We start from the raw sequence: 17,873 nt of genomic DNA on the forward strand, positions 1-17,873 counted from the left end.
AGCGCATGGCCGACCCCGCCGACCTGGACGTCGTCGTCGTCGGGGCCGGGATCGGCGGACTGACCACCGCCCTCAGCCTCCACGCGGCCGGCATACGGACGACCGTCCTGGAGCGGACCCGCCGGATCCGCCCCCTCGGCGTCGGCATCAACATCCAGCCGCACGCCGTCCGGGAGCTGACGGAGCTCGGACTCGGCGACGACCTCGCCGCCCTCGGCGTCCCGACCGCCGAGATGGTCTGGGTCGACCAGGCGGGCGGACCCCAGCACCGCCAGGACCGGGGGACCGACGCGGGCTACCACTGGCCGCAGTACTCGATCCACCGGGGCGAACTCCAGATGCTGCTGCTCGCCGCGGTGCGCGAGCGGCTCGGCCCCGACGCCGTACGGACCGGGACGGCCTTCGAGGACGTACGCCAGGACGAGCACGGGGTACGGGCCCGGGTGCGGGACCGGGAGACCGGAGCGGAGACGGAGATCGCCGCGGACCTGCTCGTCGGCGCCGACGGTCTGCACTCGGCCGTACGGGCCGGGCTCCACGCGGACGAGGGCCCGCTGCACTGGTCCGGGACCATGATGTGGCGCGGTGTCACGGAGACCGACGCGTTCCTCACCGGTCGCACCATGATCCACGCCGACGCCGGCCGCGGCGCCCGCCTGATCGCGTACCCGATAAGGCCGGGAGCGGCGGACCGGGGCCGCTCGCTGACCAACTGGGTCTGCATGGTGTCGGTCGCCGAACCCCAGCCGCTCGACGGCTCCGCCGGCTGGAACCGCGCGGGCCGCGTCGAGGACGTCCTGCCGCACTTCGCCGACTGGGACCTCGGCTGGCTCGACGTGCCGGCGATGCTGACCGGCGCCGAAAGCATCCTCGAGTACCCGATGGTCGACCGGGACCCGCTGGCGGTCTGGGGCGACGGCCGGGTGACGCTGCTCGGCGACGCCGCCCACCCGATGTACCCCGTCGGGGCGAACGGCGCCTCGCAGGCGATCGTCGACGCCCGCGTCCTCGCGTACGAACTCGCCACGACGGACGACCCGGTCGCCGCCCTGCGCGTGTACGAGGACCGGCGCCGGGCCGCCACCACCGGCGTCGTGCTCGCCAACCGGAAGATGGACCGGTCGAAGCCGAAGAACACGGCCGGCCGGGCCGCGCCCGAGGGGATCTACGCCAGGATCGCCACCACGTACCGGAACACCACCGGTGACGACGCGGCCGAACTCAACGCGCGTGCCTCGCTGCACCCGCCGATCAGGAAGGGAACACCGGCATGACAGCCGAGCCCGTGGACGTGACCGCCGCCTACTACGCGGCCTGGAAGGTCAAGGACTTCGACACCCTGCGCTCCCTGCTCGCCGAGGACGTGGACTTCATCGGCCCGTACGGCAGCGCGACCAGCGCCGACGAGTTCCGGGCGAAGATCGAGGTGGCCTCGGAGATCAACACGGACATCGTCGTCAGGAAGGTCTTCAGCGACGGCCCCGACGTGCTGACCTGGTTCGAGATGCACACCACCGTCGCCGAGCCGGTCCAGGTGGCCACCTGGAGCCACGTCGTGGACGGCAGGATCGTCCGGCAGCGGGTGGCCTTCGACCCGCGCCCGATCACCGGCTAGAGGTCGCACGGGCGGCCGGACCCGCCCCCGATCACCGGCCGGCCCCCGGCCCGGTGTGGTCCGGCCCCCAGGGCCACCGACCGCACCCGGTGCCGGGGCCCCGCCCGCCGCAGGCCCGGCGGAGCCCGTTGTGCCGCGACGACAACCCGGCGGCCCAAGCGGGTGGCCCCTGTACCTCGCCCCCGGCACCCCTCGGCGGCCAGCCTTGTGGAGGCGGTTCAAGAGGGCCGTCACGGCAGGCAGTGCATGAAGGGGGTTTCTGTGAGCGTCCCCGCTGACAGGATCATGTCTGTACGGAACGTACGGGACCTGCGGGTTCGTCGCGGCATTCCGGAGCAGCGCGCCGCGGCGGAGAGCAGGTCCGAACGCGAACTCGTCATCCAGGACCTGAGCGCGGCCCTGTTCGCCTCGCTCCCGCGCCGGGACCAGCGGCGCAAGGGCGAGCAGTACCTGCGCGGCCTGCTCGCCGCGCAGGGGCGCAGGTCGATCCGGAACGTCGCGGCCTGCCTCGGCGACCCGACCCTGGAGCAGAGCCTGCACCACTTCATCTGCAACTCCACCTGGGACTGGATGCCGGTGCGCGAGGCGCTCGCCGACTGGCTCGGCCGGGTGATCGGGCCGCAGGCCTGGGTGGTCCGGCAGATGTCCATACCGAAGTCCGGCCGGCACTCCGTGGGCGTCGGCCGGGGCTTCGACCTCCACCGGGACCGCACCTTCCACGGCCAGCAGGCGTTCGGCGTGTGGTCCGTCTCCGAACAGGCCAGCTCACCGGTGACCTGGCGGCTGCTCCTGGGCGAGACGCAGGACGAGTGCGCGGGCACCGCGGCCCTCGACTTCGCCCGCCTCTTCGACGCCGACCGGCGCCCCGTCGTGCTCGACACGCCCGCGAGGGACCCGGAGGCGGTGATCCGCCGCTTCGACGAGGCCGGCGTGCCCGTCCTCGTACGCATCGGAGGCGACGCCCGGTTCACGGTCCGCGAGCCGGCCCTGCACGGACTCGACCGGGGCGCGCTCCCGGCCCGGCGGATCCTCGACGCGGCCAAGGGGCTGCGCAGGCCCACCGGCCAGGCCGACCCGGCGGCGCCCTCGGGCGTACGGCACGTGCCCGCCGCCAAGGTGCGCGTGGGGCTGCCGGGCCGCGTGCAGCACATCGAGCGGGGGCTCGTGCTCCTAGGGGAGTGGGACGACCCACGGCGGCCCGCCGCCCAGCTGTGGGTCACCAACATGGCCAAGGCGCCCGCGTCGGTGCTGCTGCGGCTGACGCGGCTGACCGACCGGGTGGCGCAGGACCTGTCGGGCTTCGGCGACCGGGCAGGACTGCGGGACTTCGAGGGGCGGTCCCTGCGCGGCTGGCACTGCCACATCACCCTGGCCTCGGCGGCGCACGCCGTCGAGGTGCTGACGGCGGGCAGCCGGGGAGCCGAGCGCTACTTCCACGAGGCCTCGGCCTGACCTCCGGGTCCGGGCGCGCGCCGCCGCCGCAGGACGTCCCGGGCGCGCGAAAGGCGCAGCGCGAGCTGGACGTCGACGGAGCGTCCGGGCTTCTGCCAGCCGGCCCCGAGGAGTTCGGTGATCCGTTCGAGGCGGCGGACGACCGTGTTGGGATGGACGTGGAGGGCGGCGGCCGCGCGGGTCGGGCTGTTGCCGGAGGTGAAGTAGGCCTCGATGGTCGGGACGAGCCCGGCCGACCGCTCCGCGTCGTGGTCGAGGACCGGGCCGATGACCGAGGCCACGAACCCCTCGACGTCGTGGTCCTCGGAGAGCAGCACCCCGAGGAAGCCGAGCTCGTCCATCGAGGCCGTGCTGCCCGCGCCGTCCAGGGCGATCATGGCGTCCAGGCAGCGCTGCGCCTCCTGGTAGACGGCGGAGACGGACCCGAGCCCGTCCGCGGGACCCGCGGCGCCGACCGTGACGGGCCGGCCGAGCAGCGGCGACAGCTCGTCGGACACGGCCTGCGCGGCGGCCGAGGCGTCCGAGCCCGGCAGCAGCAGCACGATGGAGCACGAGTTCACGGTCTTGAGCCCGGAATGCCGGTAGGCGTACGAGGACGCCCAGACGACCGCCTTGCCGTGCTCACTGCCCTCCGGGCGGGCGAGCACCACCACGTACGGGCCGTCGGGATCCAGGCCCAACTGCCGTGCCCTGGTGGCGAGCTGCTGGGGCGCCCGGGCCGGCCCCGCGAGCAGACCCTCCAGGAACTCGTCGCGGATCGGCCCCGCCGCCACCGCCGTACTGCGCTGCACCACGAGCAGCAGCGCCACGGCCTGCGCGACGAAGCGGAAGAACCGCTGCGCCTCGGGACCCGGCGGCTGCGCGACCCGGAGCAGTACGACACCGAGATGCTCCATCCCGGCGCTGACGGGCGTCGCCCACAGGGTCTCCGACAGGGCGACGGGCCCGCGCGCGGCATGCGTCTCCAGGGCGGCCCGGTGCGTCAGCGCCTCGTCGAAGCCGGAGCCCTCCTCGGTGGCCGCCAGGATCCGCCCGTGCGCGTCGACCACCGCGAGCGTGGCGCCCAGCGCCTCGGCCGCCGTCGTCGCGACGTCGCGCAGATCGCTGCCGTCGAGGACCTGGGCGATCAGCCGGGACCGGACGTCGTTCAGGTACGCCATCCGCGCGATGGTGCCGCGCGCCTTGAGGCCCGACGCCTCCAGCTCGGCGATCTCCGTCTGCGTACGGTCGAGGAGATGGGCCCGCTCCAGGGCGACCGAGGCGAAGTCCGCCAGGGAGCGCATCACGCTTATCTCGTTGGGCGTGAAGTGGCGCACCACGCGGTCCGCGCCGTACAGCGCGCCGATGGGGTGGCTGCCCTGGAAGATCGGCACGGCCATGATCGCGTGCAGGCCCTCCGCGCGCACCACCTCGTCGACCCCCTTCCCGTGCGGGATCCGGTCGTCGTTGAGGTAGTCCGCGGTCCAGAACGGAGCGCCCTTGTCCTGCGCCATCTCGCCGAGGCCGCGGCTCTCCTCCACCACGAGGCCGACGTTGAGCGCGGTCGTGTCGCCGTCCGAACTGTGGATGTACGAGCCGCCGTCGGGCTTGCGCAGGCTGATGTAGGCCATGTCGAAGCCGATGAGCCGGCGGGCCCGGCTGGTGATGACCTTGAGCAGCCCGTCGGGGTCGTACGGGGTGGTCATGTCGTGGACCGTGTCCACCAGGGCGGCCATGACCGCCTCGCGCTGCCGGCGCTGGTTCGCCGAGGAGTGGATGTCCAGGGCGAGCCGCGTCGCCCGCTCCAGCTCGGCGAGCTGTTCCGGCGGCAGGGGCTGCCGCCTGCCCCGGTGCAGGAGCTCCTCGAAGGCGCTGGGCGGCGACTCCTGTGCGAGCAGTTCCAGAACGGCCAGCGCCGGGGCGTCGTCCGACGCCTCGTCCTTCCCCATGATGCTTTCCCCCGTGGTGTCGATCGGTTTGCCGGTCTTCGTCGAACCTATGATTCCCCGTAAAGTCGATCATGAAGCTGACCTGCGATGTGACGTTTTCGGTGGTGCCTCGGCACAATCCCGGGGCGGCGCGTTGTCGTGCGGCCACCTTCCGGGCTCCGACCGGCTCGGAAAGGATTCAGGAGGGCGTCGTGACGAGTGGCGCTCGTCACGGGGAAAAGGGGGCGGGATGACCCAAGTCGACCAGTACGTGAGGTCGCTGGAGCGGAGCCGGGCATCACTTCTGCGAACGGACCGGCCGAGGACCTTCGCCATGGCGGACCGCGAGTGGGACCTGCTCGACGGCGTGTTCGCCCCGCCCTTCTCGCCGTCGACCGGTGTGGCCATGGAGCTGCTCGGCCTCACCGGGCCGGACCGGGAGTCCTGGCGGGGCTCGTTCCTGGAGGTCGGGTGCGGCACCGGCATCATCGCCGTCTCCGCCGCCCTGGCGGGCTGCGACCGGGTGACGGCCCTCGACATCAGCGAACAGGCCGTGCGGAACACCGGAATGAACGCGGCGCGTCACGGGGTCGCGGACCGTGTGAAGGTCCTGCACAGCGACCTGTTCGAGGGGCTCGCGGGCGGTGACGGCGCGGACGGGCCCGCGGACGGGCTCGCGGGCGGTGAGCGCTTCGACATCGTCTACTGGCACTCGAACTTCGTCCTCGCCCCGTCCGCCTACCGCTACGAGACCGTGCACGAGCGCGCGTACGTGGACCCCGGCTACCGGGCCCACCGCCGCTTCCTCGCCGAAGCCCCCTCGTACCTGGCCGAGGGCGGACGGGTCCTGCTGCACTTCAGCGACCGCGGAGACCTCGCCTCACTGCACGCGATCGCCGAGGAATGCGGCCGGGAACTGCGGGTGCTGCGCGGCCGGTCGGACCGTGAGGGCGAGGACACCGTCGAGCACACCCTCTTCGAGATCGCCTCGGCCGGCTGACCCCGGCGGGTCCCCCCACTGTCCACGAAGACCCGTGCAAACACACAGAGTTGCGAAAGAACCCGTGCGAACTCTCCTCATAGACAATTACGACTCCTTCACGTTCAACCTCCACCACTACCTCGCCGAGGTGAGTGGAGTCGAGCCCGTGGTCATCCGCAACGACGACCCCGCATGGGACAGCTCACGGCTCGCCGAATTCGACAATGTCGTGCTCTCTCCCGGCCCCGGAAACCCCTCCAGAGCGGCCGACTTCGGAATCTGCAAGGAGATTGTCGAAAGCGCGGACATTCCGCTGCTCGGTGTCTGTCTCGGCCATCAGGGCGTGGCACTGCTCCACGGCGGAACCGTCGCCCGCGCCCCGGAACCGCGCCACGGCCGCACCTCGCCGGTGCTCCACGACGGCACCGGCCTGTTCCGGGGCATCCCCTCGCCGTTCGAGGTGGTGCGCTACCACTCGCTGACCGTGACGGACCTGCCGGAGGAACTGGAGGCCGTCGCGTGGACGGCGGACGGTGTCCTCATGGGGCTCCGGCACCGCGACCGGCCGATCTGGGGGCTGCAGTTCCACCCCGAGTCGATACTCACCCGGCACGGCCACGAACTCCTCGCCAACTTCACCGAGCTGACCCGTGAGTGGCACGCCGCCCGGGGCAGGACCGTGGCCGTGGGCGCGCCGTCGCCCGCCGTCGCCCGCCCGGAGGCGCCGGTGGAGGAGCCGCGGCGCCTGCGGGTGCTGAGGGAACAGCTGCCCACCGACTGGGCCGACGAGGCCGCGTACCACCGCCTCTACGGCGGCAGCGAGCACGCCTTCTGGCTGGACAGCAGCCGGCCCGACGCCGACGCGGGCCGCTTCTCCGTCATGGGCGACGCCTCGGGCCCGCTCGCCCGGGTGGCCAAGGCCGACGTGTGGAGCCGCACCGTCACCGTGCGCTCGGCCGCCGGCTCGGAGATCATCACGGGCGGCTTCCTCGACTGGCTCGACCGCGACCTCCGCTCCCTCCGCACCGAACTCCCCGACGTCCCCTTCGGCTTCACCCTCGGCTGGGTCGGCTACCTCGGATACGAGCTGAAGGCCCAGTGCGGCGCCGACGCGGCCCACCAGGCCGAGGACGCCGACGCCGTCATGGTCTTCGCCGACCGCGCCCTCGTCCTCGACCACGCCACGGGCACCACTCACCTCCTGGCCCTGGCCGAGGACGGCGACGAGACCCAGGCCCGCGCCTGGCTGCGTACCGCACGACGGGCACTGGAGTCGATCGCGGGCCTGCCCGCCGTCGACCCTCCCGCGCCCTCCTCCGTCTCCGGGATCCGGCTGCGGCACGACCGCGACGCCTACCTGCGGCTGATCGACTCCTGCCACGAGGAGATCGCCGCGGGGGAGACGTACGAGGTCTGCCTCACGAACCAGGCCGAGGCCGACCTGGACCTCGACCCCTGGGACGCGTACCGCGCGCTGCGCCGCTTCAGCCCCGCCCCGTACGCCGCCCTGCTGCGCTTCGGCCGGCTGTCGGTGCTCAGCACCTCGCCCGAGCGGTTCCTGCGGGTGGACGCGGACGGCGTCGCCGAGTCCAAGCCGATCAAGGGGACCCGGCCGCGCGGCGCGACACCGGAGGCGGACGCGGCGATCGTCGCGGGCCTGCGGTCCGACGAGAAGGACCGCGCGGAGAACCTGATGATCGTCGACCTGGTCCGCAACGACCTCGGGCGGCACGCCGAGCTCGGCTCGGTCGAGGTCAGGAACCTCTTCGACGTCGAGTCGTACGCGACCGTGCACCAGCTCGTGAGCACGGTACGGGCCCGGCTGCGCCCGGACCGCAGCGCGGTGGACTGCGTACGGGCCGCCTTCCCCGCCGGTTCGATGACGGGCGCTCCGAAGATCCGCACCATGCAGATCATCGACCGCCTGGAGGCCGGCCCGCGCGGGGTCTACTCCGGCGCCATCGGCTACTTCTCGCTCTCCGGCGCGGCGGACCTGAGCGTCGCCATCCGCACGGCGGTGCTCACGCCGGGGCGCGTGCGCTACGGGGTCGGCGGGGCGATCGTCGCCCTGTCGGACGCGGAGGCGGAGTTCGAGGAGACGGCGGTCAAGTCGGCCCCGCTGCTGATGCTGACGGGTGCGGAGTTCCCCGGCCGGCGGGAGAAGTCGGTACGGGGCTGAAGGGCCCCGCCTCAGTGCGCGGACCGGCGGCCGCGACCGGTCCGCGCGCCCTGCTCCAACAGCCCGGCCGGGCCCGACTCCCGGTACCGGTCGACGAGTTCGCCGAGCAGGCGCTCGGTCTCCTCGCCGTCGGGCGTGTAGATCCACATCTTGGTGTCGGGGGCGGACGTCATGACGCACCCGGTCGCGATCACGCTGAGCTGGTCGCCGTCGACGGTCCAGAAGGACTTGCGCCGGGTGACCGACGAGGCGACCTCGTGGCGGGCCCACGTCTCGGCGAAGCGCGTACTGCGCTCGGAGAGCTGCCGGATGAACTCGGTCCAGTGCGGGTCGCCCAGGTGGCGGCCCGACTCGGCCCGCAGCTGGGCGACCATGAAGGAGACCTCGCGCTCCCACTCGACGAGCGGCTGCAGGTGCTCGTCGGAGGTGAACAGGTGCCGGAGCACGTTGCGGTCCGGCGGCGGCAGCAGCGCGAGGCCCGGATCGAGGGCCGCGTACGCGTCGTTGAAGGCGAGCACGTCGTAGCGCGCGGTCACGATGCTCGCCGGAAGCGGGGTGAGGGCGTCCAGGATGGTCTGGTGCTCCGGCGGCTGCGGCGCCCGCGCCGACACGTCCAGCGGCACGCCGGGGACGTCCGCCAGGCGGTAGAGGTGGTCGCGCTCGGTCCGGTCGAGGCGCAGCGTCCGGGCGATCGCGTCGAGCACCTGGACGCTGGGGTTGATCCGTCGGCCCTGTTCGAGCCAGGTGTACCAGGCGACCCCGATGCCGGAGAGCTGCGCGACCTCCTCGCGGCGCAGGCCGGGCGTCCGGCGGCGGGTGCCCCGGGAGAGGCCGACGTCCTCCGGGTCGATGCGCTCGCGGCGGAGCCGGAGGAACGCGCCCAGCTCGGAGCGCCGCCGGGCGGCCTCGCCGCCTGGGGAACCGGAGTCGGAGGCGGGGTCGGTGGGCGAGGCGGGCGTCACCACCCCAGTGTGCCGGACGGCTTCGTTCCGTAGCCAGATACCCCCAGTACCGGGATAACTGGATATCTGGTACCCGAATATCAGTACCAGGATCATCGGCCTCATGAGTGAGTCGACACAGAGCCGGCCCGTCGAGGCCCGCCTCGCAGCCACCCCACAGCCCGCCCCGGACGACGCCGAGCGGAACCGTCAGAACAACCGCATGCTGGTCGTGATGCTGGGCGCGGTCTTCATGGCCCTGCTCGACTCGACCATCGTGAACGTCGCCACGCCGACCATCCGCACCGACCTCGGCACCACCGGCTCGGCGCTCCAGCTGATCGTCTCCAGCTACACGATCGCGTACGCCACGCTCCTGGTCACCGGTGCCCGCCTCGGCGCCCGCAACGGCTTCCGGGCGATGTTCCTCTTCGGCCTCGTCACCTTCACGGCGGCCTCGCTCGCCTGCGGCCTCGCGCCGAACGCGGCGACGCTGATCGGCGCGCGCGTCGTGCAGGGCGTCGGCGCGGCGATGATGATGCCGCAGATCTACAGCATGATCCAGCTGCGGTTCGAAGGCGCCGCCCGAGGCAGGGCGCTGAGCCTGTACGCGGCCGTCATCGGGCTCGGCGTCGTGGTCGGCCAGGTCGCCGGCGGCTTCCTCGTCAGCGCGGACCTGTTCGGCGCCGGCTGGCGGCCGGTGTTCCTGATCAACGTGCCGGTGGGCGTGGTCCTGGTGATCGCCGGACTGCGACTGCTCCCGCAGGGCAAGCCCCCGAAGCCCAAGGGCCTCGACCTCCCGGGCCTCGTCACGCTGACCGCCGCGCTCCTGCTGCTCGTCGTGCCGCTGGTGATGGGCCACGAGCAGGACTGGCCGCTGTGGATGAAGATCTCCCTCGTCGCCTCGGTCCCCGCGTTCGTCCTCTTCGCCCTCGTCGAGCGCGCGGTCGCGCGCCGCGGCGGAGCGCCGCTGGTGCCGGCGCGGGTCCTCAAGACGCCCGGTCTGGTGTCCGGCGCGTCCGCGAACTTCTTCGCGATGGCGGGGTACGCGGGCTTCCTGTTCGCCTTCTCGCAGTACATGCAGTCGGGGCTCGGCGAGTCCGCGACCCGCACCGGCCTGACGTTCGCGCCGCTCGCGATCGGCGTCGCCACCGGCAGCCTCACCTGGCAGAAGGTGCCCGAGCGCTTCCACCGGCCGATGATCGCCACCGCGTGCGTGGTCGCCGCCCTCGGGTACCTCGGCATCGGCTTCGACATGCGCTCGGGCGGGCACGGCGGCATCGCGCTCCCGGCCCTCCAGCTGGTGGTCGGCATCGGCATGGGCTACATCACGAGCCCGCTGCTCACGGTGGCGCTGGCCCAGGTGAAGCCCGCCGACGCGGCGGACGCCAGCGGCGTGATGACCACGACCGCGCAGGTCGCGCAGGTGCTCGGCGTGGCGACGTACGGCAGCGTGTACCTGAGCTCGGCCGACGGCGGGGCGGCCGACTCCTCCGCGCACGCCATCTTCGTGACCGCCGTCCTCGTCACGGTCGGGGCGCTGGTCAGCGCACTGGCGGCCCTGAAGCTGCCGCGCAGGCAGCACAACTGACTCCTGTCCCCCAACTCCCGCAGAACGGAGCCCCCATGGCAGTCGCCGGTCTCGTGACGGCACGCATCCGGGTCGGCGGGTCGCCCGGCACCGATCCGTACGAGGTGCTGATGGGCCGCCAACTGCTCAGCGAGGTACCGGGGCTGATCGGGCAGGAGGCCAGGCGGGTGGCCGTGCTGCACCCGGAGGCGCTGGCCGCCACGGCCGAGGCGCTCCGGGCCGATCTGACCGCCCAGGGGTACGAGGTGCTCACGATCCGGCTGCCGGACGCGGAGGACGCGAAGACCGCCGAGGTCGCCGCGTCCTGCTGGAAGGCACTGGGCCGGGCCCGCTTCACCCGCACGGACGTGATCGTGGGCGTGGGCGGCGGCGCCACCACGGATCTCGCGGGCTTCGTGGCCGCGACGTGGTTGCGCGGGGTGCGCTGGATCGCGGTGCCGACGACCACGCTGGCCATGGTGGACGCCGCGGTCGGCGGCAAGACCGGCATCAACACGGCCGAGGGCAAGAACCTCGTCGGCGCCTTCCACCCGCCCGCCGGCGTCCTGTGCGACCTCGCCGTCCTGGAGTCGCTGCCGGCGCACGAGTACGCGGGCGGGCTCGCCGAGATCATCAAGGCGGGGTTCATCGCGGACCCGGTCATCCTCGACCTGATCGAGGCGGACCCGGCCGCGGCCCGCACCCCCGCCGGCCCGCACACCGCCGAACTGATCGAGCGGTCCATCCGGGTCAAGGCCGGCGTCGTCTCCTCCGACCTCAAGGAGAAGGGCCGCCGGGAGATCCTCAACTACGGCCACACCCTCGCCCACGCCATCGAGAAGAACGAGCACTATCGCTGGCGGCACGGCGCGGCCGTCTCCGTCGGCATGGTCTTCGCCGCCGAACTGTCCCACCTCACGGGCCACCTCGACGCCGCGACGACCGCCCGCCACCGCGCCCTCCTGGAGTCGGTGGGCCTTCCCCTCGCCTACCGGGGCGCCCCGTGGCCGAAGCTCCTGGACACGATGCGACTGGACAAGAAGTCCCGGGGCGACACCCTCCGCTTCATCATCCTCACGGCCCCCGCCGCCCCCACGGTCCTGGAGGCCCCGGACCCGTCGGCCCTCCTCGCCGCGTACGAGAAGATCGCCACCTGACCGGGCCGGCGTCCTGAACGGCCTCCGTCACGTCGCAGATCCGCACCCTGATCGGGTCCCTGGGGGGGCGATGGAGGAGGCACAGATCGTCGAGCCTTCGGTCGCACCCGGAAGACGAACCCGCGCCATGAGCTTGGGAGTCACCGCCGCCCAGCCTCATCATCTGATGCCTGACCTGTGGAAACGGGCCCGGGGGTGGTGGTTCTCGTCGGCTCGGCGATATCCGTGTCGACCGCTGTTCACCGCCCCGAAGGGCACGGCTGGGGCACGGCTCTCGCGGGACATGACCGTCTCGGTGGTGTGGAGGTTGCCGGGGGTCGATGCGGCCGCCATCAGGCGTGTGGCAGCGGCGGGTTCGGTCTCGGGCGGGACCACCAGCAGGTCGCAGCGGCCGAGGCTGTACGAGAGCAGGATCATCTTGTCGCGGTCCTGTTCGGTGAACCAGCCGGCGTGCACGGTGTGCCCGCCGGCGGAGACCTTGTGCGAGGTGACGGGCCAGGGCGCGGGGTTGACCGTGATCCGGGTGATGCGCCCCCAGCGTCCCTCCAGTGCCTCCACCAGCGGCGGCAGCTCGGTGGCGAGATCGCGTGAGTACGGCCACCAGGCGCCGTCCAGCAGGCCGGCCATGGAAGTCTTCGGCGTCAGCGCCAGGCGCGTCGGGCGGGTGAGAGCGGTGGTGCTGGTCATGAGGTCGACCTGTCCCAGGGGCGCCTGTGAGCGGCCCAGCGTTTTGATCGCCGGAAACGACGTCCGCATGGGGCGGGTGTGCGAGTTACTCCCGGTATCTCCACCGTACTCCGCCCCCGAGCCGGACGAGGGCGCACGCCGGGTCGGTTCTCCCGACAGGGCCGCGCCGCCGGACACGAAGTCCTTCCGTCATCCACGCCATTCGACGAGGACGAGCGTGGCGTCGTCGGTGGTGGTCTCGCCGCGGGCCCGTCTGAGCGTGTGGGACAGGTCGCGCGCCACGGCCCGTACTCCTCGGTCGGCCCGGTCCAGTTGATGGACCCAGTCGATCAACTGGTCCTCGCCGAACTGTTCCTGCCCGCTCTGGTGTTCCTCGACCAGGCCGTCGGTGAAACAGAGGATGCGGTCCCCGGGGTCGAGCGTCACTTCGCTGACCTGCGGTTGCGCTCCGCCGAAGCCGACAGGAAGGGTGGTGGGGCTGTTCAGGCGGCGCAGGACGCGGTGTTCGCGGATCAGCATGGGGGCGGGGTGTCCGGCGTTGACCCACTGGAGGCGGCCGGTGTCCGTGTCCAGCCGCAGCATCTGTGCGGTGACGAAGTGGTCGGGGGCGAACTGCTCGGCCACCGCCCGGTCCATGAAGAGATAGATCTCGGACAACTCGACGCTGATCCGGCGGGCATGCCGGTACGCGCCGATGGTGACGGTCGCCATCGTGGCCGCGTCCAGGCCGTGGCCCATGGCGTCGATCATGGCGAGGTGGAGGGTGTCCCCGTTCAGGGCGTAGTCGAAGCTGTCGCCGGCCACGTCGTAGGCGGGCTCCATGACTCCGGCGACCGCGACGCGCGGCATCGTCATGGCCAGCGGCGGCAGGAGCGACCACTGGATCTCCGCGGCCACGCTCATCGGTTCTCTGCGGCGGGTGCGGAAGAACAGGTCGGTGTAGCCGTTCTTGGTCTGCATGATGTCCGCCATCAGGCCCGTGATCCTGCGCAGGATCCGGCGGTCGTCGTCATCGACCGTGTCCAGGGTGACGGCCAGGACGCCGGCCTGGTCGCCGCCGTCCAGCAGCGGCACGTGGAGCCGTACCCCGTCGGCCAGTGTCACCTCGACCGGGCGGGAGGTGAGGAAGCACCGGCCGGCCGCCGAACCGTCGATGGGCAGGGGCTCGCCGGCCTTCAGCCCTTCGCCGGGGAGCGGGACCAGTGTCTGCTGCCCGTAGTCCTGGAGCAGAACCTGCACGTCCCGGCCCCCGATCCGGGCCAGGACATCGGCGACGACCTGCCCGACCTGTTCGGGCGGCAGCTCGTGCACACGGTCCAGGAGCTCACCCAGCAGCGTCTCCCCGAAGCTCTCCGAGCGGTCGTTGTCCCGGTCCTCGTGCCGTCCGACGGTCATCCGGAGCCTCCAAGCGGGCGGCGGCCCGACGACCTGGTCCGATGCCGACGCATCGATCCGGCGGCATCGGCGGTGCGACTTCCAGGATGCTCCACGGCGGCTGGGGCCGCCACGCATGCCCGCCCGGGCCCGGCGGCCCCGCCGTACCGGCCTCGCCGCCTTGTCAGGGCTCCTCGGGGTGGGGGCCGGTGCCGCTCGGGGGCCTGCTGGAGGCCAGCCAGGAGCGGGCGGGGCCGGCGGTGTGCGCGGTGTCGACGGTGAGGTGGAGGCGGGTGCCTCCGCCCGGGGTGGGGTAGCTGCGCTGCTCGCTCCCGGCGAAGCAGTGGCGGAGGATGTCGGCCACCACGCGAGCGGCGTCCGGGGTGGCGGCGACGATGCGGACTTCGGCGTACCCCGGTGGCGGCAGAGCCTGCGGGTCGTTGCGGGCCAAGGCGGAACCGTCCTTTCACAGGGACGTGCCTCCGGGCGATTCGAGCGGGTCGACACACTCCCTGACAGGTCCACTAGGACCACCGTACGTCCGGCGGCGCCGGTGCCGACCGCTCCTGACCCGAAGCCTGCCGCCCGCCTGCGACGACACCGTCCTGATCACCCGCGGCGACGACACCCGGGCACGCGCTCGCCGCCTTGCCGATGCGGGCGCCCGGTCGGGTCATCCCCGGTGCCGGCGGTTTCCACGGCTAGCCTCCGCAGCATGCTGCGCATCGTCGACACCCGTACCGGCCACCTCGTGGAGATTCCCCCCGTACGCCGCCATCTGCTGAGCATCTGCGTCCACCTGTCGGCCGACGAGGCCGGGATCGGCCTGGGGGACCTGCGGGCGCTCCTGGTCGGTGACGTACTGGCGCGCACGGCGGAGCTGCACGGCCTGCAGTCCCGCACGTTCCTCACCACACCTGACCTGCCGCACGAGCAGGCCCGGGCGCTTGAGCGCGCGATGTCCGCCCTCGGCGCCCACCCGCCCGCCACCGTCGGTGTCCACCATCCGAACGGAACGCTCGGCGCCGCTGCCGACGTACACGTCCACGCGTACGGGACCGCCGCGCAGGCCGGGGACGGCGGGGTCCGCATCGACGTGGGCCGGGTCGGCCCGGCATCCCGGGAGGGGGACGTCCCTGACCGTGCCCACCTCCTGGCCCCGGGGCTCCTGGACGCCGCCGTCCCGGAGGGCACCGATCCGCTGGCGGTGAGGATGCTGATGCTCGGCCACGCCTACCGCGCGCCGATCACGGTCACCGGTACTGCGCTCGAAGAGGCCCGGCGGACGCTCGGGGACTGGCGGCAGCTGGTGGCCGACTGGGCACAGGAGCCGTCCAGGCCGATCCCCGCCGATGTGCTGCGACACGCCCATGCCGTGCTGGCCGACGATCTCGACGTCCCCGCCGTCCTGGACGCGCTGGTCACCGTGGCGACGCGCGCCGACGTACCGGCCGGTGCCAAGTTCGAGACGTTCGCGTTCCTCGACCGCGTCCTCGGACTGGATCTCGCGCGCGAGGTGGGGCACCAGCACCGGGCGGCGACATGACGTCGGCTGCGCCGGCCACCTGACGGCGGTCGTCACAACGGCCCCGGCGCATTCACTCCGTCGGGGCCGCCCTTCCGGATCGTCACACGTGAGAGTGCTCGATCCGTCTTCCATCGTACGACTGCGGGCCGGACGGGCCCAGAGGCGGAGCGGGCCGTCGGGCAGCCCGACTCAGCCGCGTTCTTCCTCTTCGGCCTCCATGCGGCGGATTCCCTGGTGGGTGAGGGAGACCATCGCGGGTGTGTTGCCCGGTTCCCAGTCGACGCTGATCAGGCCCTCGCCGGCGAGGTAGGTGCAGGCGGCGGCCAGGTCCTCCTCCGGGATGCGCAGGTCGTTCCGCAGTTTCCGCCCCGGGACTCCGAGGAGACGGTTGCCTTCGGTGGCTTCGTAGAGGGCGTTCAGGACCCGCTCGCGGTAGACCTGTCGCTCGCGGAGTGTCGCCATGACTGAGTCCCTTGCGAGAGGCCGGCGGGTGGGTTGTCCCGGGTGTCGGGTGCCCCACCCGCCGCCTTCGGTCGGAGGAATGGTCTGAGGGTGGTCACGGCCAGGTGCCCGTGAGCCGACGGCGGGGGGCTTGCCCTGTCGGCGTGGGGTGGCCGTGGCCCGGCGGCCGGCGGATGGCCGGGAAGGGGGCGCCGAAGTGGTGGGCGGCGATGCGTGCGTCGTGCTGGGCGTTGAGCCGGTGGATCAGGCGGGTGCCGAGCGCGATCAGCAGGGCGATCGCGGCGATCGTGATCAGGGTTTCCACGGGGTCACCTCCGCGGGTTCCCGGGCATGGCGATCATCCGCGCGCCGACGACCGGGTGCCGGAGCGGCGGCAGGGCGGATCCGCCGTCGGTCTCCCAGGCGTCCTCGCTGCTTCGGGCGTCGCGCATACGGCGGCCGGCCGCGGCCTCGTCGGACATCAGGACACCGGCGGACAGGACGCTGCCGGGGACGGCGGCGGCAGCCATCAGCCGGGCGGCTGCGGCGGGTTCGGTCTCGGGCGGGATCACCAGCAGGTCGCAGCGGCCGACGGTGTAGGAGAGCAGGATCATCTTGTCGGGGTCCTGTTCGGTGAACCAGCCGACGTGCACGGTGTGCCCGGTGACGGCGACCTTGTGCGGGACGACGGGCCAGCGGGTGGGGTTCACCGTGACGCGTGTGATGCGTCCGTAGCGCCCCTCCAGTGCGTCGACCAGGGGCGGAAGTTCGGCGGTGAGGTCACGCGAGCGAGGCCACCAGGCGCCGTCCAGGAGGCCGGCGAGGGTGGTCTTCGGTGTCAGCGACAGGCGCGCCGTAAGCGTGGGTGCCAGGGTGGTGGTCATGATCGCGGACCCGTCTCCGGGCCGCCCTGCAGGGCGGCCCAGTGTCTTGATCGCCGGAAACGACGTCCGCGTGGGAGCGGGTGTTCGAGTTACTCCCGGTACTTTCAGCGTACTCCGGCCAGCGGTCGGACGAGCCGTTCCGACCAGGTGACTTCCCACCGGGAGCACCGCCCGGCCGTTGGCCACGGGCATCACCCCGGGCACGCGGAGTACCGTGAGACCACGGCGGTATCTCGCCGGCCATGAGGTGTCGGCGGCCCCGCGCAGGCAGGCGGATGCACCATGGCCGAATCTGACACTCCCATCCCTCCCAAGCTCCTTCCGGACGAGATCCACCGGGCGGTGTATCCCGGCACGGCCCTTCTTCGGCTGGAGACGACGCACTCCCGGCAGGGTGTCCTCGACGGGGCGTGGTGGCCGCGAAGCCGCGACGTGACGCGGGAGGTTCCCGCACTGGTCTCCGCCTTGGCCGAGCACCTCGGACCCGTCACGCGCGTCGGCCTGGACGCCACCGCGTGGGACGCCATTCCGACCCGACTGGTCGTGGACGACCGGGTCGTCCACCTGGACTCGTTCCCCGTCGGAGACGACACCGCCCTGATCACCCGTGGCGACAAGGACCACTTCGCGCTGATGGTGGTGCCGCCGGACACCGAGCCCGAAGCCGCGCGTGCGGCCATGGCCCGCGCGGTCCACGCCGACAACGTCACGCAGGCCGCCGAGATCCTCGTGGCCGAGCCGCCCACACCGACGACCGAACCGGAGGAGCCGGCGTGATCGGGATGGCGGACATCCGCGAGTGGCGCTGCCAGGACGTGGTGGACCCACGCGGCAAGAGGATCGGGGAGCTGGAGGCCGTCTACGTCGACACCAGCACCGACGAACCGGCCATGGCCACGGTAAGGGTCGGCCTGCCCACCCGGCGCCGCCTCGTGTTCGTCCCCCTGGAGGGCGCGACGCTGGGGCCCGGGTACGTGCGGGTCGCCCACGACAGGGCGCTGGTGAAACGCAGCCCCTCGATCGGCATCGACGACGTCCTGCCCTTCGAGGAGGAGGAAGCGGTCTTCCGCCACTACGGCCTCGGCTACGAGCCGGGGGCGAACGGCGAACGACAACTGGCCCGGCGCTGAGCCCACCACCGCAGAGGAGGCGGCCC

Annotated in this window: 18 protein-coding genes; 10 read left to right on the forward strand and 8 right to left on the reverse strand. The window is 72.6% G+C overall.

Translation table 11 applies throughout. The features are described 5' to 3' along the window. Nucleotides 1–5 precede the first annotated feature (5 nt). From ACFYX3_RS12250 to ACFYX3_RS12260, 3 genes are all read left to right on the forward strand, one after another. The gene (locus ACFYX3_RS12250; RefSeq protein WP_389011624.1) at nucleotides 6–1,274 is read left to right on the forward strand and encodes a flavin-dependent oxidoreductase; all 1,269 of its coding nucleotides are present in this window, start codon (nucleotides 6–8) and stop codon (nucleotides 1,272–1,274) included. Beyond that, on the forward strand, nucleotides 1,271–1,615 hold the full coding sequence (locus ACFYX3_RS12255; protein ID WP_389011627.1) for a nuclear transport factor 2 family protein: 345 nt from the start codon (nucleotides 1,271–1,273) through the stop codon (nucleotides 1,613–1,615). The genes ACFYX3_RS12250 and ACFYX3_RS12255 overlap by 4 nt, the downstream gene beginning before the upstream one ends. A 285-nt stretch (nucleotides 1,616–1,900) precedes the next feature. Then, the gene (locus ACFYX3_RS12260; RefSeq protein ID WP_389011630.1) at nucleotides 1,901–3,067 is read left to right on the forward strand and encodes an IS701 family transposase; all 1,167 of its coding nucleotides are present in this window, start codon (nucleotides 1,901–1,903) and stop codon (nucleotides 3,065–3,067) included. Here the strand turns inward: ACFYX3_RS12260 and ACFYX3_RS12265 are convergent. Further along, nucleotides 3,043–4,995 carry a helix-turn-helix domain-containing protein gene (locus ACFYX3_RS12265; RefSeq protein WP_376620926.1) on the reverse strand — a complete coding sequence of 651 codons (1,953 nt, stop codon included), beginning with the start codon at nucleotides 4,993–4,995 and terminating at the stop codon, nucleotides 3,043–3,045. The two genes, ACFYX3_RS12260 and ACFYX3_RS12265, sit on opposite strands and share 25 nt — an antisense overlap. Nucleotides 4,996–5,308: 313 nt before the next feature. Between ACFYX3_RS12265 and ACFYX3_RS12270 the strand changes: the two genes are divergently transcribed. Then, nucleotides 5,309–5,974, forward strand: coding sequence for a 50S ribosomal protein L11 methyltransferase (locus ACFYX3_RS12270; RefSeq protein WP_389011633.1), 666 nt, complete (start codon nucleotides 5,309–5,311; stop codon nucleotides 5,972–5,974). 64 nt (nucleotides 5,975–6,038) lie between these two features. After that, nucleotides 6,039–8,135: an aminodeoxychorismate synthase component I gene (pabB, locus tag ACFYX3_RS12275; RefSeq protein WP_389011635.1), complete on the forward strand. Its 2,097-nt coding sequence runs from the start codon at nucleotides 6,039–6,041 to the stop codon at nucleotides 8,133–8,135. Between the two features lie 11 nt (nucleotides 8,136–8,146). Here the strand turns inward: pabB and ACFYX3_RS12280 are convergent, their stop codons facing one another. Next, nucleotides 8,147–9,097 (reverse strand): helix-turn-helix transcriptional regulator, encoded by a 951-nt coding sequence (locus ACFYX3_RS12280; protein WP_389011638.1) that lies wholly within the window; start codon nucleotides 9,095–9,097, stop codon nucleotides 8,147–8,149. A gap of 103 nt (nucleotides 9,098–9,200) precedes the next feature. Between ACFYX3_RS12280 and ACFYX3_RS12285 the strand changes: the two genes are divergently transcribed. Further along, nucleotides 9,201–10,667 carry an MFS transporter gene (locus ACFYX3_RS12285; protein ID WP_389011641.1) on the forward strand — a complete coding sequence of 489 codons (1,467 nt, stop codon included), beginning with the start codon at nucleotides 9,201–9,203 and terminating at the stop codon, nucleotides 10,665–10,667. Between the two features lie 35 nt (nucleotides 10,668–10,702). Continuing rightward, nucleotides 10,703–11,803 carry a 3-dehydroquinate synthase gene (gene aroB, locus ACFYX3_RS12290; RefSeq protein ID WP_389011644.1) on the forward strand — a complete coding sequence of 367 codons (1,101 nt, stop codon included), beginning with the start codon at nucleotides 10,703–10,705 and terminating at the stop codon, nucleotides 11,801–11,803. A 159-nt stretch (nucleotides 11,804–11,962) separates the two neighbouring features. Here aroB and ACFYX3_RS12295 read toward each other — a convergent pair whose 3' ends face one another. The 3 genes from ACFYX3_RS12295 to ACFYX3_RS12305 all read right to left on the reverse strand — a co-directional run bounded on the left by ACFYX3_RS12295 (nucleotide 11,963) and on the right by ACFYX3_RS12305 (nucleotide 14,315). After that, the gene (locus tag ACFYX3_RS12295) at nucleotides 11,963–12,490 is read right to left on the reverse strand and encodes a DUF5994 family protein (protein ID WP_389011646.1); all 528 of its coding nucleotides are present in this window, start codon (nucleotides 12,488–12,490) and stop codon (nucleotides 11,963–11,965) included. A 189-nt stretch (nucleotides 12,491–12,679) separates the two neighbouring features. After that, nucleotides 12,680–13,885 (reverse strand): PP2C family protein-serine/threonine phosphatase, encoded by a 1,206-nt coding sequence (locus ACFYX3_RS12300; protein WP_389011648.1) that lies wholly within the window; start codon nucleotides 13,883–13,885, stop codon nucleotides 12,680–12,682. Nucleotides 13,886–14,048: 163 nt separating this feature from the next. Beyond that, the gene (locus ACFYX3_RS12305) at nucleotides 14,049–14,315 is read right to left on the reverse strand and encodes a hypothetical protein (protein ID WP_389011651.1); all 267 of its coding nucleotides are present in this window, start codon (nucleotides 14,313–14,315) and stop codon (nucleotides 14,049–14,051) included. 264 nt (nucleotides 14,316–14,579) lie between these two features. On the opposite strand from ACFYX3_RS12305, the gene ACFYX3_RS12310 reads away from it, so the two are divergent. Beyond that, nucleotides 14,580–15,410: a hypothetical protein gene (locus ACFYX3_RS12310; protein ID WP_389011654.1), complete on the forward strand. Its 831-nt coding sequence runs from the start codon at nucleotides 14,580–14,582 to the stop codon at nucleotides 15,408–15,410. A 171-nt stretch (nucleotides 15,411–15,581) separates the two neighbouring features. Here the strand turns inward: ACFYX3_RS12310 and ACFYX3_RS12315 are convergent, their stop codons facing one another. From ACFYX3_RS12315 to ACFYX3_RS12325, 3 genes are all read right to left on the reverse strand, one after another. Further along, a complete protein-coding gene (locus ACFYX3_RS12315; protein WP_389011657.1) occupies nucleotides 15,582–15,854 on the reverse strand; it encodes a hypothetical protein in 273 nt (90 codons plus the stop codon). A 94-nt stretch (nucleotides 15,855–15,948) separates the two neighbouring features. Next, nucleotides 15,949–16,158 carry a hypothetical protein gene (locus ACFYX3_RS12320; RefSeq protein WP_389011660.1) on the reverse strand — a complete coding sequence of 70 codons (210 nt, stop codon included), beginning with the start codon at nucleotides 16,156–16,158 and terminating at the stop codon, nucleotides 15,949–15,951. 4 nt (nucleotides 16,159–16,162) lie between these two features. Then, on the reverse strand, nucleotides 16,163–16,717 hold the full coding sequence (locus ACFYX3_RS12325) for a DUF5994 family protein (RefSeq protein ID WP_389011663.1): 555 nt from the start codon (nucleotides 16,715–16,717) through the stop codon (nucleotides 16,163–16,165). A 282-nt stretch (nucleotides 16,718–16,999) separates the two neighbouring features. Here ACFYX3_RS12325 and ACFYX3_RS12330 point away from each other — a divergent pair, with 282 nt between their 5' ends. Beyond that, entirely contained in the window at nucleotides 17,000–17,494 is a 495-nt protein-coding gene (locus tag ACFYX3_RS12330) for a DUF5994 family protein (protein WP_389011666.1), read from the forward strand. Beyond that, nucleotides 17,491–17,847, forward strand: a complete 357-nt coding sequence (locus ACFYX3_RS12335; protein WP_389011669.1) for a PRC-barrel domain-containing protein — start codon at nucleotides 17,491–17,493, stop codon at nucleotides 17,845–17,847. The genes ACFYX3_RS12330 and ACFYX3_RS12335 overlap by 4 nt, the downstream gene beginning before the upstream one ends. Nucleotides 17,848–17,873 lie beyond the last annotated feature (26 nt).

Origin of the sequence: Streptomyces sp. NPDC002463 (assembly GCF_042889835.1) — a bacterium.
GTDB lineage: Bacteria > Actinomycetota > Actinomycetes > Streptomycetales > Streptomycetaceae > Streptomyces > Streptomyces nymphaeiformis.